General features: G+C 76.2%; 11 protein-coding genes and 1 pseudogene. 8 read left to right on the top strand and 4 right to left on the bottom strand.

From position 1 onward, the window contains the following. Positions 1-19: 19 nt before the first annotated feature. Positions 20-1,019: pseudogene (locus ABT403_RS24930) on the bottom strand (sensor histidine kinase); the annotation flags it as partial. Between the two features lie 104 nt (positions 1,020-1,123). Here ABT403_RS24930 and ABT403_RS24925 point away from each other — a divergent pair. From ABT403_RS24925 to ABT403_RS24895, 7 genes are all read left to right on the top strand, one after another. Beyond that, positions 1,124-1,861, top strand: coding sequence for a glycosyltransferase family 2 protein (locus ABT403_RS24925; RefSeq protein WP_344158511.1), 738 nt, complete (start codon positions 1,124-1,126; stop codon positions 1,859-1,861). Continuing rightward, positions 1,858-2,487 (top strand): TIGR04282 family arsenosugar biosynthesis glycosyltransferase, encoded by a 630-nt coding sequence (locus tag ABT403_RS24920; protein WP_344158513.1) that lies wholly within the window; start codon positions 1,858-1,860, stop codon positions 2,485-2,487. Before ABT403_RS24925 ends, ABT403_RS24920 begins: the two co-directional genes overlap by 4 nt. Further along, positions 2,484-3,263: a class I SAM-dependent methyltransferase gene (locus ABT403_RS24915; protein ID WP_344158515.1), complete on the top strand. Its 780-nt coding sequence runs from the start codon at positions 2,484-2,486 to the stop codon at positions 3,261-3,263. Before ABT403_RS24920 ends, ABT403_RS24915 begins: the two co-directional genes overlap by 4 nt. Continuing rightward, positions 3,260-4,666: a glycosyltransferase 87 family protein gene (locus ABT403_RS24910; RefSeq protein WP_344158517.1), complete on the top strand. Its 1,407-nt coding sequence runs from the start codon at positions 3,260-3,262 to the stop codon at positions 4,664-4,666. Before ABT403_RS24915 ends, ABT403_RS24910 begins: the two co-directional genes overlap by 4 nt. A gap of 32 nt (positions 4,667-4,698) precedes the next feature. Next, positions 4,699-6,069, top strand: a complete 1,371-nt coding sequence (locus ABT403_RS24905; protein ID WP_344158519.1) for a molybdopterin-dependent oxidoreductase — start codon at positions 4,699-4,701, stop codon at positions 6,067-6,069. Next, a complete protein-coding gene (locus ABT403_RS24900) occupies positions 6,066-6,623 on the top strand; it encodes a hypothetical protein (RefSeq protein WP_344158521.1) in 558 nt (185 codons plus the stop codon). Before ABT403_RS24905 ends, ABT403_RS24900 begins: the two co-directional genes overlap by 4 nt. Before the next feature lie 230 nt (positions 6,624-6,853). After that, complete coding sequence (locus tag ABT403_RS24895; RefSeq protein WP_344158523.1) at positions 6,854-8,032, top strand: D-alanyl-D-alanine carboxypeptidase family protein; 1,179 nt, start codon at positions 6,854-6,856, stop codon at positions 8,030-8,032. A 99-nt stretch (positions 8,033-8,131) separates the two neighbouring features. Here ABT403_RS24895 and ABT403_RS24890 read toward each other — a convergent pair whose 3' ends face one another. Next, entirely contained in the window at positions 8,132-8,800 is a 669-nt protein-coding gene (locus ABT403_RS24890) for a hypothetical protein (RefSeq protein WP_344158525.1), read from the bottom strand. Here ABT403_RS24890 and ABT403_RS24885 point away from each other — a divergent pair. After that, a complete protein-coding gene (locus tag ABT403_RS24885; protein ID WP_344158527.1) occupies positions 8,799-9,788 on the top strand; it encodes an SDR family oxidoreductase in 990 nt (329 codons plus the stop codon). The genes ABT403_RS24890 and ABT403_RS24885 overlap by 2 nt on opposite strands. On the opposite strand, the gene ABT403_RS24880 is transcribed toward ABT403_RS24885, so the two are convergent. Both ABT403_RS24880 and ABT403_RS24875 read right to left on the bottom strand, forming a co-directional pair. Further along, positions 9,779-10,816: a helix-turn-helix transcriptional regulator gene (locus ABT403_RS24880; protein WP_344158529.1), complete on the bottom strand. Its 1,038-nt coding sequence runs from the start codon at positions 10,814-10,816 to the stop codon at positions 9,779-9,781. The genes ABT403_RS24885 and ABT403_RS24880 overlap by 10 nt on opposite strands. 39 nt (positions 10,817-10,855) lie before the next feature. Further along, the coding region (locus tag ABT403_RS24875) for a 3-hydroxybutyrate oligomer hydrolase family protein (RefSeq protein WP_351649863.1) at positions 10,856-12,210 on the bottom strand (1,355 nt) is incomplete at its 5' end.

The following is a 12,210-nucleotide window of genomic DNA, read 5'->3' as shown; positions in this document are numbered from 1 at the left end:
GCGCCCGCGCCCGGCCGGGTCAAGCGGCCCGCACCCGGGTGGGCGCCCGCGCCCGGCCCCCTGCGCGGGCGGCCGGGAGCGGCAGGGTGACCTCGAAGCGGCAGCTCCCGGGCCCGTTGTGGACCCGGGCCCGCCCGTCATGGGCCTCGACGATGCCCCGTACGATCGCCAGCCCGAGTCCGGCCCCGGCGGGGGCGTGCGGGCGGGGTTGCCGCGCCAGCCCGTGTCGAAGACCTTCGGCAGGTCCTCCTCGGGGATGCCGCCGCACCCGTCGGTGACGGACAGTACGGCGGTGTCCTCCCGCCGGCCGGCGCGTACGGCCACGGTGCCGTCGGCGGGGGTGTGGAGGATGGCGTTGACGAGGAGGTTGCCCAGGACCCGGGTCATCTCCTTGCCGTCCACCTCCACCGGGACCGGGGCGATGTCGTCGCCGCACAGGCGCACGCCCCGTTCGCGGGCGAGCCGGTCGGCGCCGAGGAGGGCGTCGGCCGCGAGGTCGCGCAGGGAAACCTGGCTGGGGGTCAGCTCCAGGGACCCGGCGTGGATGCGGGAGAGCTCGAACAGGTCACCGACCATGGCGGCGAGCCGTTCCACCTCGGTGGGGATCTGCCGGTGGTAGCGGGCGGGCTCGGCCGCCACCCCGCCCTCCAGGGCCTCGGCCATGGCCCGCAGCCCGGCGAGCGGGGTGCGCAAGGCGACGAGCTCTCGGCGGGAGGACTCCAAGGCCCGCTCGCGCTCCCGGGAGGCGGCGAGCCTGGCGCTGGTGGCGGCCAGCTCACGGGTGACGGCGGCCAGCTCGGCGGTGGCCCGCGCCGGGGCGCGGCGAAGCCGCCGCCCTCACCGAACGCGCGGGCGGCGAGGGCGAGTTCGCGGCCACGGGCCACGACCCAGCGGCCGAGCAGCAGCGCCGTGGCCAGGGACACCACGGCGGCCATGACGGCCACCAGGGTGACGACGCTCAGGTCGTGGGGGGAGAGGAACATCGCCCGGGCGACGGCGAGGGTGCAGGCGAGCATGGCGCACCCGGTCCGTCTGCGGCGGGCGGCCCCCGGGCGGCCGACGTCCGCGTTTCGTAAGGAGTCGATGTCCGCTATGTCCCCGGGGAATTCCTACGGTGGAAGCCGTGAACGAACTGGAAGCCGTGACCGGACCGTCCGTGGACGTCGTCCTGCCCTGCCTGAACGAGGCCGGGGCCCTGCCCTGGGTCCTCGCCCGCATCCCCGCCGGCTGGCGGGCCCTGGTCGTGGACAACGGGTCCACCGACGGATCCGCCGACCTCGCCCGCTCCCTCGGCGCCACCGTCGTCACGGAGCCCCGGCGCGGCTTCGGGGCCGCCTGCCACGCCGGGCTCATGGCCGCCGAAGGCGAGTACGTCTGCTTCTGCGACTGCGACGCCTCCCTCGACCCGGGCCTGCTGGCCGGCTTCGTCCGGGCGGTCGCGGCGGGCGAGGCCGACCTCGTGCTCGGCCGCCGCCGCCCGCAGGGCCGGGGCGCCTGGCCCGCGCACGCCCGCGCCGGCAACCTCGCCCTCTCCCGGATGCTGCGCCGCCGCACCGGTCTGCGCCTGCACGACCTCGGCCCCCTGCGGGCGATGCGCCGCGAGGACCTCCTGCGTCTGGAACTGACCGACCGCCGCTCCGGCTACCCGCTCCAGATGGTCGTGCGGGCGGCCGACACGGGCTGGCGGGTGCGCGAGGAGGACGTGCCCTACCTGCCGCGCGACGGCAGGTCCAAGGTCACCGGCACCTGGCGGGGCACCTGGCACGCCGTCCGCGACATGCGCGCGGTACTCGCCGAGCCCCCCTACGTCCCCGCCGGCGCCGGCGCCGGCCGGGCCGAGCGGTCGGGAGGCGCCCGGTGACCACCCTGCTCGTCATCGCCAAAGCCCCCGTGCCCGGCCGGGTCAAGACCCGCCTCACCCCGCCCTTCACCCCCCGGCAGGCGGCGGAACTGGCCGAGGCCGCGCTCGCCGACACCCTGGCGGCCGTGGCGGCCACACCGGCCGGCCGCCACGTCGTCGTCCTGGACGGCGCCCCGGGCCCGTGGCTGCCGCCCGGCTTCGAGGTGATGCCGCAGAGCGGCGGGGACCTCGACGAACGCCTCGCCGCCGCGTTCGCGGCATGCGCCGGCCCGGCCCTGCTCATCGGCATGGACACCCCGCAGGTCACCCCGCGACTCCTGGCCCCCGCACTGGACTTCGCCGCCCACGACGCCTGGTTCGGCCCGGCCGCCGACGGCGGCTTCTGGGCCCTCGGCCTGGCGGCGCCGGACCCGGCGCTGCTGCTCGGCGTGCCCATGTCCGTACCCGAGACGGGGGCGGTGCAGTACGAGCGGCTGCGCGCGTCCGGCCTGCGCACCGGGCTGCTGCCCCGGCTGCGGGACGTGGACACCGCCGCCGACGCCGCCGAAGTGGCCGCCCTGGCCCCCGGCGGCCGGTTCGCCGCGTGCCACCGCCGGCTCAGCGCCCCTGCCCCGGTGGTCCGATGACCGCCCCCACCACCTCCCGGCCGCCCGCCGGCCCGGTCCCGGCATGGCGGGCCGACCCCTACGCGCTCGCCCTGCGCACCGGGCGCGGCCCCCTCTTCCTGCGGCGCACGGACGGCTGGCTGCTGCCCCTGGAGGTGGAACGCTGGTGCGCCGGTACCGACGCCGCCGACGAGAGCGTGCTCTCCCGCTGCCGCGGGAGCGTCCTCGACATCGGCTGCGGGCCCGGCCGGCTCGTCGCGGCGCTGGCCGGACGCGGCCGCCGCGCGCTCGGCATCGACGTGACCCCGGCCGCCGTGACCCGGACCGTCCGGCGCGGCGGAACGGCCCTGTGCCGCTCCGTCTTCGAGCCCCTGCCCGGCGAACGCCGCTGGGACACCGCCCTGCTGATCGACGGGAACATCGGCATCGGCGGAGACCCCACCGCCCTCCTGGAACGCACCGCGCACCTGCTCGCCCCCGGCGGCCGCCTGCTCGTCGAGGCCGCGGCCGTCGAGGTGGACGAGCGGTGCGAGGTGCGCCTGGACGACGGCCGGGGCACGCTCGGCACCCCCTTCCCATGGGCCCGGGTCGGCCGCCGGGCCCTGCTGCGCCACGCCGAGGCCGCCGGCTGGCGCGCCGCCGGCAGCTGGACGCTGGCAGGCCGGCACTTCGCCGAACTCGCCCCCGCGCCACCGCGCGACCCAGGGGCCCCCGCCACCCTCGGATCGCCGACACCGCTGCTCCCGGGGACACCGCGCGGCCCAGGTGCCCCCGCCACCCCCGGAGCCGCGCCGTGACACGGTCGTCCTCCGAGCCCGTACGGGCCACCGCCGCCACCGCAGTCCTCGTCACCGCCCTGGTCGCGGCGCTGGTCCTCACCGTCCGCAAGGACGGCTACTTCACGGACCCCGCCGGCCTGTCCTGGCTGTACGCCGCCTGCTGGACCCTGTTCGCGGCCGCCGTGTGGTCCCTGCGCCGGGTACCCGCCCGGCACGCCGCCGCCCTCGTCCTCGCCGGCGGCGTCGCCGTCGCCCTGACGGGCCTGGTCGCCCCGCCGCGCACCAGCACCGACTCGTTCCGCTACGCCTGGGACGGCCGCGTCCAGGCGGCCGGCGTCTCCCCCTACGACCACGCCCCGGCCGACACCGCCCTGCTGCGGTACCGCGACGACTGGCTGTTCCCCACCGGGAAGGCGTGCGGCGCCCCGGACCTCGCCCCGGTGTCCGAAGGCGTCTGCACCCGCATCAACCGCCCCGGCGTCCACACCGTCTACCCCCCAGCCGGTGAGCTGTACTTCCTCCTCGTCCACGCCCTCTCGCCCGGCGGGGTCCGCCACAAGGCCTTCCAGGCGGGCGGCGCCGTCCTGGCCCTGGCCACCACCCTGGCGCTGCTGCGGCTCCTGCGCCGCCGTGGCGACCCCCGTGCCGCGGCCTACTGGGCCTGGTGCCCGGCGATCGCCGTCGAGGCCGTCAACAACGCCCACGCCGACACCCTCGCCGTCCTGCTGTCGGTCCTCGCCCTGGGCCTGACGGTCCGCCACCGGGCCTGGGGCGGAGCGCTGCTCGGCCTGGCCACGGCGGCCAAGCTCCTGCCGGCCGTCCTGCTCCCCGGCGCCCTGTCCGGCGTACGCCGGCCGAGGGACGCCGCCGCCACCCTGCTCCCCGCCGCCGCGGTCCTCACCGCCCTCTACCTGCCGTACGTGCTGCTCTCCCACTCCTCCGTCCTCGGCTACCTCGGCGGGTACGCCGGCGAGGAGGGCTACCAGGACGCCTCCACCGGAGACCGCTACGCCCTCCTGCGCCTGCTCCTGCCCGACTCCTGGGCCCTGCCCGCCGTCCTCGCCGGCATGGCGGCCGTCAGCGTGCACGTGATCCGGCGCGGCGACCCCGACCGCCCCTGGAGCGGTGCTCTCCTGGTCACCGGTACCGCCTTCCTGCTGACCACTCCCGGGTACTCCTGGTACGCCCTCCTCCTGATCGCCCTGGTGGCGCTCGACGGGCGCTGGGAATGGCTCTCCGTCGCCGTCGCGGGCGCGGCCGCCTACCTGACGGGCCGTGCCGTCCCGCACGCGGGCACGGCCGCCTACGCGGTGGCGGCGCTGGCCGTCCTCTGCGGCTGGGCTGCGCGCCGGCGGGCGGCGGCGGGGGACCGTACGGACCCGGGGCGGCACAGGTCCCTTTCACCGGGGGAGAGCCGGTGAACCCACACGAGCGCGAGTCCCGGAGGGACCCCATGGACGCGAACCACCACCGCCCCGCCGCATCCGACGGCCCGGCCCGCACGCAAACGGGGCCGGATGCCGACGGCCCGTCACGGCCCGCCCGGCTCCGGGCGGCCCTGGCGTCCGCCTGGGCGGCCGGCCCGCCGAGGGGCCCGTCCCGCCCCGAGTTCTGGCGCAGCCCGCTGCGCGGCCCGTGGCTGACGGCGGTGTTCGGGATCGCCCTGCTCCTCGGCGTCACGGTCCTGTTCGTCACCGGCCTGCTCTCGTACGCCGCGTACGAGCCGGACCTCGCGGCCGTCAACGACCAGACCCCCGGCAAGGGCCTGCTCGGCTTCTACCTCTTCTCCTGGCCGACCTCCCCCTACTGGCTCTACCGGGTCACCCAGGGCGTCCACGTCACGCTCGGCGTCGTACTCGTGCCCGTCCTCCTGGCCAAGCTGTGGTCGGTGATCCCGAAGCTGTTCGCCTGGCCCCCCGTGCGTTCGCCCGCCCAGGCCCTCGAGCGCGTCTCCCTGCTCCTGCTGGTGGGCGGCGCCGGATTCGAGTTCGCCACCGGCATCCTCAACGTGCAGCTCCACTACGTCTTCCCCGGCTCCTTCTACACCCTCCACTTCTACGGGGCCTGGGTGTTCATCGGCGCCTTCGCCGTCCACGTGGCCCTGCGGCTGCGCCGGGCCGTGCGGGCCCTGCGCGCCGGGCCCCGGCAGCCGGCCCCCGACAGCGAGGAGGCGGCCGGTCTCGTCTCGCCCGCTCCGGCCGCCCCCACGATCTCCCGGCGCGGCGCGCTGGGCATGGTCGGCCTCGGCTCCCTCGCGCTGCTCGTCGTGACCGCCGGACAGAGCATCGGCGGCCGGTTCCGCCGGACGGCGGTCCTCGCACCCCACGGACAGGAGCCGGACGCCGGCCCCAACGGGTTCCAGATCAACAAGACGGCCGCCTCCGTCGGCATCCGCCCCAGCGACACCGGCCCGGCCTGGCGGCTGACGGTCCGGGGCGCGGGCCGCCAGACCGACCTCACCTACGCCCGGCTGCTGGAGCTCCCGCAGAACGAGGCGCTGCTCCCGATCGCCTGCGTGGAGGGCTGGTCGACCGCCGACCAGCACTGGAGCGGCGTCCGCCTCACCGACCTGGCCGCACTCGTCGGCCTGGGCGCGGACACCCCGCAGGTCCTGGTCGAGTCCGTCCAGCGGGGCGGTTCGTTCAGCTCGGTCGTCCTGAGCGGCCCTCAGGTCCGCGACCCCCGCTCGCTGCTGGCCGTACGGGTCAACGGGGCCGTCCTCTCCCTCGACCACGGCCACCCGGCCCGGGTGATCGTCCCGGGCGCCCCCGGCGTGCACAACACCAAGTGGGTCACCCGCCTCACCTTCGGGGAAACCTCATGAACACACCACGCCCCACCGGCACCGCCGGGCCCGCCTTCCGCCGGCGCTACGGCGCCTCTCCGCTCCACCTGCTGCTCGTCCTCGCCTCCTTCGCCCTCGCCTGCTACGCGGGCCTGCGCCTGTTCGAAGGCGACCCCCTCGGCGTGGCCGTGTGGTTCGTCGGGGCCGCGCTCCTGCACGACCTGGTCCTCCTGCCGCTGTACGCGGTCACCGACCTGGCCGTCGGCCGGCTCTTCGCGCACGGTACGGCGGAAGGCGCCCGTGCGGGCCGCCGGCCCGGCGTCAACCACGTCCGGGTGCCCGCGTTCGTCTCCGGTGTCCTGCTCCTCGTCTACTGGCCCCTGGTGCTCGGCAGGGTGGACCACTACACCGTCAGCACCGGCCTGCCGTCCGGCGTCTTCCTCGGCAGGTGGCTGCTGATCACCGCCTGCCTGTTCGCCGCCTCGGCGGCCGTCCTCGCCGTGCGCCTGTGGCACCGGAGCCGGGACGCGCGCAGGTCCCGTGCCCGGGCCCGCGCGCGGGCGCGCGCCCGGACGCGCGGATCCGGCGGGTGACCCCGTCCCGCCGCTCCGGGCCCCCGGGGCGGCGCACAGGTAGGCGTCCGGGCGCGGGCGTCCGGGCGTGACGCCGGTCCGGCCACCCCACGAGACCCGGGGCGGACCGCCGCACCCGCTCCGGGCCGCCCGGACGGCGGGCCGCCCCGCCTGTCACACCGTCAGGGACCACTACGCCGGTCGGCCGACGCCCGGCTGCGAACCCGGCGCACCCTTCCTACCGTGGCGGAATGACCCTCAGCCCGTCAGTGCGCAGGCTCCTCTCCTGTGCGGCCGCCATGGCCGCGGGGATGAGCGTCGTCGTCGTGCCGGCGCCCGCCGCCGCGGCCCCGGCCGAACCCGCGCCCCCGAGGGCGGCCGCCCCGCCGGACCCGGCCCTCCTGCACCGCCCCGGCGTGCAGCTGCGTCCGCGCGAGGGCGCCCCCGCGCTGCCCGACGACCTCTCCGCGCTGTCCTGGCTGGTGGCCGACGCCGGCAGCGGGGAGGTGCTCGCCGCCCACAACGCCCACCTGGGGCTGCCGCCCGCCAGCACCATGAAGACGCTCTTCGCGCTCACGGCCCTGCCCGCGCTGCCGCGTACCGGGACCCACACCGTCACCGACGCCGAACTCGCGGACGTGGGCGCGGGGAGCAGTCTGGTCGGCCTCGACGCCGGCCTCACGTACCGGATCGCGGACCTCTGGAAGGGCGTCTTCCTCAGCTCCGGCAACGACGCCGTGCACGTCCTCGCCGCCATGAACGGCGGCTGGGAGCAGACCGCCGCCCGGATGCAGGCCAGGGCCCGCGCCCTGGGAGCGACCGACACGCACGTGGTCTCACCGGACGGCTACGACGCCGAAGGCCAGGTGTCCTCCGCCTACGACCTGGCCGTCTTCGGCCGCGCCGGCCTCGCCGACCCCGACTTCGCCCGCTACGCGGCCCTCACCGACGCCCCCTTCCCCGGGGACACGGACGCCGAGGGGCGGCCGACCTGGACGTACGGCATCGAGAACACCAACCGGCTGCTGACCGGCGAGGACGGCGTCGGGCGCTACCCGGGCATCGTCGGCATCAAGAACGGCTACACCTCCGAGGCCGGATACACCCTGATCACGGCCGCACGCCGGGACGGCCGCACCCTCCTGGCGACCGTCATGAACCCCCAGCGGGGCGGCGCCTTCGCGGTCTACGAGGAGACGCGCGCCCTGCTGGACTGGGGCTTCGCCGCCGCCGGGCACGTGGACCCGGTCGGCTCCCTCCAGCCCCCGCCGAAGAAGCCAGCACGGCCCGCCGCCGCCCCCGCCCCCGTCGCAGCGGCCTCCTCGGCCCCCGAAGAGCCCGACTACGGCTACGTCTGGCCGACCGCGGCCCTCCTCACGGGCGCGGCCACCACGGCGACGGCCCTCCACCGCCTCCGCCGCCGCTCATGACCGCCGCTTGCCGCCGTCGCACCGGGCGACGCGTTTCCCGATCGCGTCGACGGTACGAGCGTCCGGGCCAGGACGACGCGAGATGAACCCGGGGCCGGATCAGTGGGCCCAGGGCAGTCGTACGGCCTCGGCCTCCGGGTCGCAGAGGAGGGCCTCGATGAGCGGGACCGGCCCGGCGAGCTTGGTGGCCCACAGGTCGTAGTCCGTGCACAGGACCCAGGACCGGTCCTCCGCCCAGAGGTTGGACGGTGTCCACCACTCTTCCTCGGGGTGGTCGTACAGGGCCTTGGCGTCCGCGAGCCGGCCTCTCCGGACGAGGGGCGTGTCGAAGTCCTCCGCCCTCTGGCCCAGCGGGGTGTAGTAGGCGAGGCAGCGGGTGTTCGCCCCCTGCGGGCTGTGCTCGGTGAGGATCTCGGCCAGCCGGTCCCAGTCGGCACGGTCCAGACTGCCCTCGGCAGCCCCGGTGATGCCGACCGGCCAGCCGCCCGCCTGACGGAGCGAGGGGAACGACCTGTGGCAGGGCAGGCCGCCCTCCACGGCCACGGGATCCCCCGTCCGCCGGGCGAGCTCCGCCCAGCGCAACCGGCGCCAGCGCGGCCCGGGGTGCTCGCCCCGGGACGGGACGAAGGCGTCGCAGCGATCGGCGAACACCTCGGCGGGGCCGAGCTCGTGCTCGTACATGCGGTGCAGCACCGGCGAGGTGACGCACGACACCCCCGCCGAAAGGTGACGTGTTCTGTCGGGATTGGCGTGAACGATGGAGGACATGAGCAACGAGGACAGCACCACTCAGACCACTCCGGCCACTCAGAACACCGCACAGCCCGCCCCGGCGGGGCCGCTCGCGGGGCGGATCGCGCTCGTGGCGGGGGCCACCCGGGGGGCGGGGCGGGCGCAGGCCGTGGAGTTGGGGCGGGCCGGGGCGACCGTGTACGTCACCGGTCGCACCACCCGGACCCGGGCCAGCGAGGTCGGCCGGACCACCGAGACCATCGAGGAGACCGCCGAGCTCGTCACCGCCGTGGGCGGCACCGGCATCGCGGTGCCCACCGACCACCTCGACGAGACCCAGGTGCGCGCCCTCGCCGAGCGGATCGACCGTGACCACGGGCGGCTCGACATCCTCGTCAACGACCTGTGGGGCGGCGAACACCTCCTGGCCACCTCGGTGTTCGGGAAGAAGAGCTGGGAGACCCCGCTCGCCGACGGCCTGCGCATCCTGGAACTCGGCGCGCGCTCGCACGTGATCACGGCGGCGCTCCTGCTCCCGCTGCTGATCCGCTCCGACGCGCCGCTGCACGTCGAGGTCACCGACGGCACCGCGCGCTCCAACCGCCGCTACCGGGAGAACATGTACTACGACCTCGCCAAGAACGCCCCGATCCGCCTCGCGTTCGGACTGGGGCAGGAGCTGGCCGAGTACAACGGCACGGCGGTCGCGGTCTCGCCGGGCTTCCTGCGCTCGGAGCAGATGCTCGCCCACTTCGGTGTGACCGAGGAGAACTGGCGTGACGCGATCGCCCGGGAGCCGTCGTTCGCGATCGCGGAGTCCCCGCGCTACCTGGCCCGTACGGTCGCGGCACTGGCCGCCGACCCGGACCGTGCGAAGCGGTGGAACGGCAAGTCCACCTCCAGCGCCGAACTCGCCCGGGCGTACGGGGTGACGGACGTGGACGGCAGCAGGCCGGACGCCTGGGCCTACTTCGAGGACGTCGTCTACGGAGGCAAGGAGGGCTCCCCCGAGGACTACCGCTGATCCTCCGCATCCCCGGAGTAGAGGGCGGCCAGGGCCGCGGCCTGTTCACGGAAGCGGGCGCGCAGCCCGGCCGGCGCCAGCACCTCGGCGTCGGCGCCGAGCCGGGCCAGCTGGTCGAAGGCGACGTCCTCGGACTCCGCCGGCAGGTCCAGGGTGACCAGGCCGGCGGAGTCCGGGGCGCTCGCCGAGGCGAGGGCGTCCGCGACGGCCGCCCCGTCCACGACGGCGGGCAGCCGCCGCAGCCCCCCGGCCGTCAGCCGGACCGTGACGGTGGTGCGCAGCAGGGTACGGGCGAAGGCGGCCGAGCGGGCCTCCCAGTGCGCGGCCAGCTCGAACGCCGGATCACGCGCGAACGGCCCCTGCGTCCCGGGAGCGGGGCCGAGCGCGGTGATCCGGTCGACGCGGTAGGTGCGCCAGCCGCCGTCGCGATCCGCGCCTTCCGACCCGGGGACGCGGACCACCGCGTACCAGGTGCCCGCCTTCAGCACGAGCCCGTACGGTTCCACCACCCGTGTCACGGCGGAGGACGGCGCGCCCTCCCGGCCCGGACGCGCGTACGACAGCTCGACGGCCCGGTCCGACCACACCGCGCGGGCCAGCTCCGGCAGCAGCACCGGGGTGGCGGGCTCCCGGAACCAGGCCGGGGCGTCGAGGTGGAAACGGCGCACCGAGGACTCGGCGGCCTGGCGCACCGACGGGAGCAGCGTCGCGGTCAGCTTCAGCCGGGCGGTCTGCGCCGCCTCCGACAGCCCCAGGTCCCGCAGGGCCGAGGGCAGACCGGACAGGAAAAGCGTCTCCGCCTCGCTGGGATGGAGGGTGGCGAGCCGGGTCCGGTACCCCGGCGCCAGGAAGTACCCGCCCACCCGGCCCCGTTCCGACCGGACGGGCACGCCGGCCTCCTGGAGCGCCTGGGCGTCCCGGATCACGGTCCGCTCGGAGACCTCCAGCTCCCGGGCGAGCGCGGCCGCGGTCAGACCGGGGTTCGACTGGATCAGGAGGGCCATGCGGATCAGGCGGGCGGCGCGCATCGTCCCATGATCACCGACCTGGCGGGCGGACGGGACCCCCTACGCGAGCGGGCAGCTCGTGAGCGGGTTCTCGCCGGGGGCGGGGAACGGCAGCGTACGGCCGGCCGGTGGCGGGACCCCGCGGCCGAGCCAGGTCTCCAGGGCGGTCATCGCGGAGCGGTGGCAGGGCAGGAGGGGGCGGAGCCTGTCGGGGAAGGCGTCGGACAGGGAGTCGACGTGCGTTCCGCCCTCGACCCGGTAGTAGCGCAGGAGACGGCCGCGCCCCGCGTCGGCGACCATCCGCGCGTACACGTCCGAGTCCTGGCTGATGGGCAGGAGGACGTCCAGCGTGCCGTGCAGCGTGATGAGGGGTTTGCCGATCCGGCCTGTCAGCGCGATCTTCGCCACGGCGTCGTGGACGCTCCGCGGCCTCAGGCCGTAGGCGTAGTCCGCGTCGCAGGCGGGGGTGCCCGGCGCGCAGAACGGGGTGCCCGCCTCCTGCGCGCCGTCGTAGCCGGGGTCCAGCTCCTCGCGGTAGATGCGCTGGGTCAGGTCCCAGTAGTAGCGGTGGTGGAAGGGCCACAGGAACTCCGAGCCGGCCGGGAAGCCGGCCGCGATCATCTCCTGCCGCGCCCGCTCCGCGCCCGCGCCCCCGGCGGCGTAGCGGGGGTAGGCAGCGAGGGCCGGCGGCAGGAAGGTGAGCAGGTTCGGCCCCTGCTCCCGCCAGAGGGTGCCTTCCCAGTCGACGCCGCCGTCGTACAGCTCGGGATGGTTCTCCAACTGCCAGCGCACCAGGTAGCCGCCGTTGGACATGCCGGTGGCCAGGGTGCGGGAGGGTGGCCGCCGGTAGCGCTGGGCGACGACGGCGCGGGCGGCGCGGGCCAGCTGGGTGACGCGTACGTTCCACTCGGCGATCGCGTCCCCCGGCGTCCGGCCGTCGCGGTGGAAGGCGGTGCCCGTGTTGCCCTTGTCGGTCGCCGCGAAGGCGTAGCCGCGGGACAGGACCCAGTCGCCGATGGCCCGGTCGTTGGCGTACTGCGCGCGCACTCCGGGGGAGCCGGTGATGACCAGTCCGCCGTTCCAGTGGTCCGGCAGGCGGATCACGAACTGGGCGTCGTGGTTCCAGCCGTGGTGGGCGTTGGTGGTGGAGGAGTCGGGGAAATACCCGTCGATCTGGACGCCGGGCACACCGCTCGGCACGCTCAGGCCGGCCGGGGTCAGCCCGGCCCAGTCGGCCTGGTCCGTGTGCCCCGAGGCGACGGTCCCGGCCGTGGTCAGCTCGTCCAGGCAGGACGGGGCCTGGAGTTCGGCTCCGGGCACCTTCAGCCGTGACAGGCCGGCACAGTGCCCGTCCGGCGTGGCCGGTCCGCCCCGGGGCTCGGCGGCGGCGGGCGCCGCGGCGAGGGCGACGAACG

The organism is Streptomyces sp. NPDC000075 (genome assembly GCF_040301925.1).
In the GTDB taxonomy this organism is placed as follows: domain Bacteria; phylum Actinomycetota; class Actinomycetes; order Streptomycetales; family Streptomycetaceae; genus Streptomyces; species Streptomyces polychromogenes.
This window is presented reverse-complemented; position numbering and strand designations above follow the sequence as displayed.

Coding starts and splice junctions, on each gene's coding strand:
- ABT403_RS24915 (WP_344158515.1), top strand. CDS start 2,484: ATGACCGCCCCCACCACCTCCCGGCCGCCCGCCGGCCCGGTCCCGGCA.
- ABT403_RS24905 (WP_344158519.1), top strand. CDS start 4,699: ATGGACGCGAACCACCACCGCCCCGCCGCATCCGACGGCCCGGCCCGC.
- ABT403_RS24900 (WP_344158521.1), top strand. CDS start 6,066: ATGAACACACCACGCCCCACCGGCACCGCCGGGCCCGCCTTCCGCCGG.
- ABT403_RS24895 (WP_344158523.1), top strand. CDS start 6,854: ATGACCCTCAGCCCGTCAGTGCGCAGGCTCCTCTCCTGTGCGGCCGCC.
- ABT403_RS24885 (WP_344158527.1), top strand. CDS start 8,799: ATGAGCAACGAGGACAGCACCACTCAGACCACTCCGGCCACTCAGAAC.
- ABT403_RS24890 (WP_344158525.1), bottom strand. CDS start 8,800: ATGTCCTCCATCGTTCACGCCAATCCCGACAGAACACGTCACCTTTCG.
- ABT403_RS24880 (WP_344158529.1), bottom strand. CDS start 10,816: ATGCGCGCCGCCCGCCTGATCCGCATGGCCCTCCTGATCCAGTCGAAC.